General features: G+C 62.1%; 1 pseudogene. It reads right to left on the bottom strand.

Features of this window, described 5'->3' with window-relative positions:
* Positions 1–76: 76 nt before the first annotated feature.
* Positions 77–428: pseudogene (locus EXE45_RS18045) on the bottom strand (hypothetical protein); the annotation flags it as partial.

The following is a 428-nucleotide window of genomic DNA, read 5'->3' on the forward strand; positions in this document are numbered from 1 at the left end:
GTGGCTCAACCGATTCGGGCGTGGTATATCAACAAACGGCCGTACCTATCAGCAGCGATAACAGTCCGGTGGACCGCTACTGCTCGACCAACCGCTGGTAGTCGATCTCGAGGTCGTCGTTCTGCCTGTCCGCCGTGTACCGGACCGTGACGTCCTGCTCGGGGTCGATCGTTCCCACGTTGAAGGACACGACGGAGTTCGAGTCACCGTCTTCGAGCGTCGTCGACCCGAGGACGGCCCCGCTCTCGTCTTCGACCACCACGTCGATGCCGCCGGAACTGCCCTGAAGATCGACCGTCCCGACGCCCAGTTCCAACGTGTAACTACCGGAGGGAACGGATTGGGTCGTCGTTTCGACGTCGAACGCGTTCGAACCCTGGCCGTCGAAGACGGCGACCGTTCCGTCCTCGTCCTGCATGTTGGGGAAG

The organism is Halorubrum sp. SP9, from assembly GCF_005435015.1.
Lineage (GTDB): Archaea > Halobacteriota > Halobacteria > Halobacteriales > Haloferacaceae > Halorubrum > Halorubrum sodomense.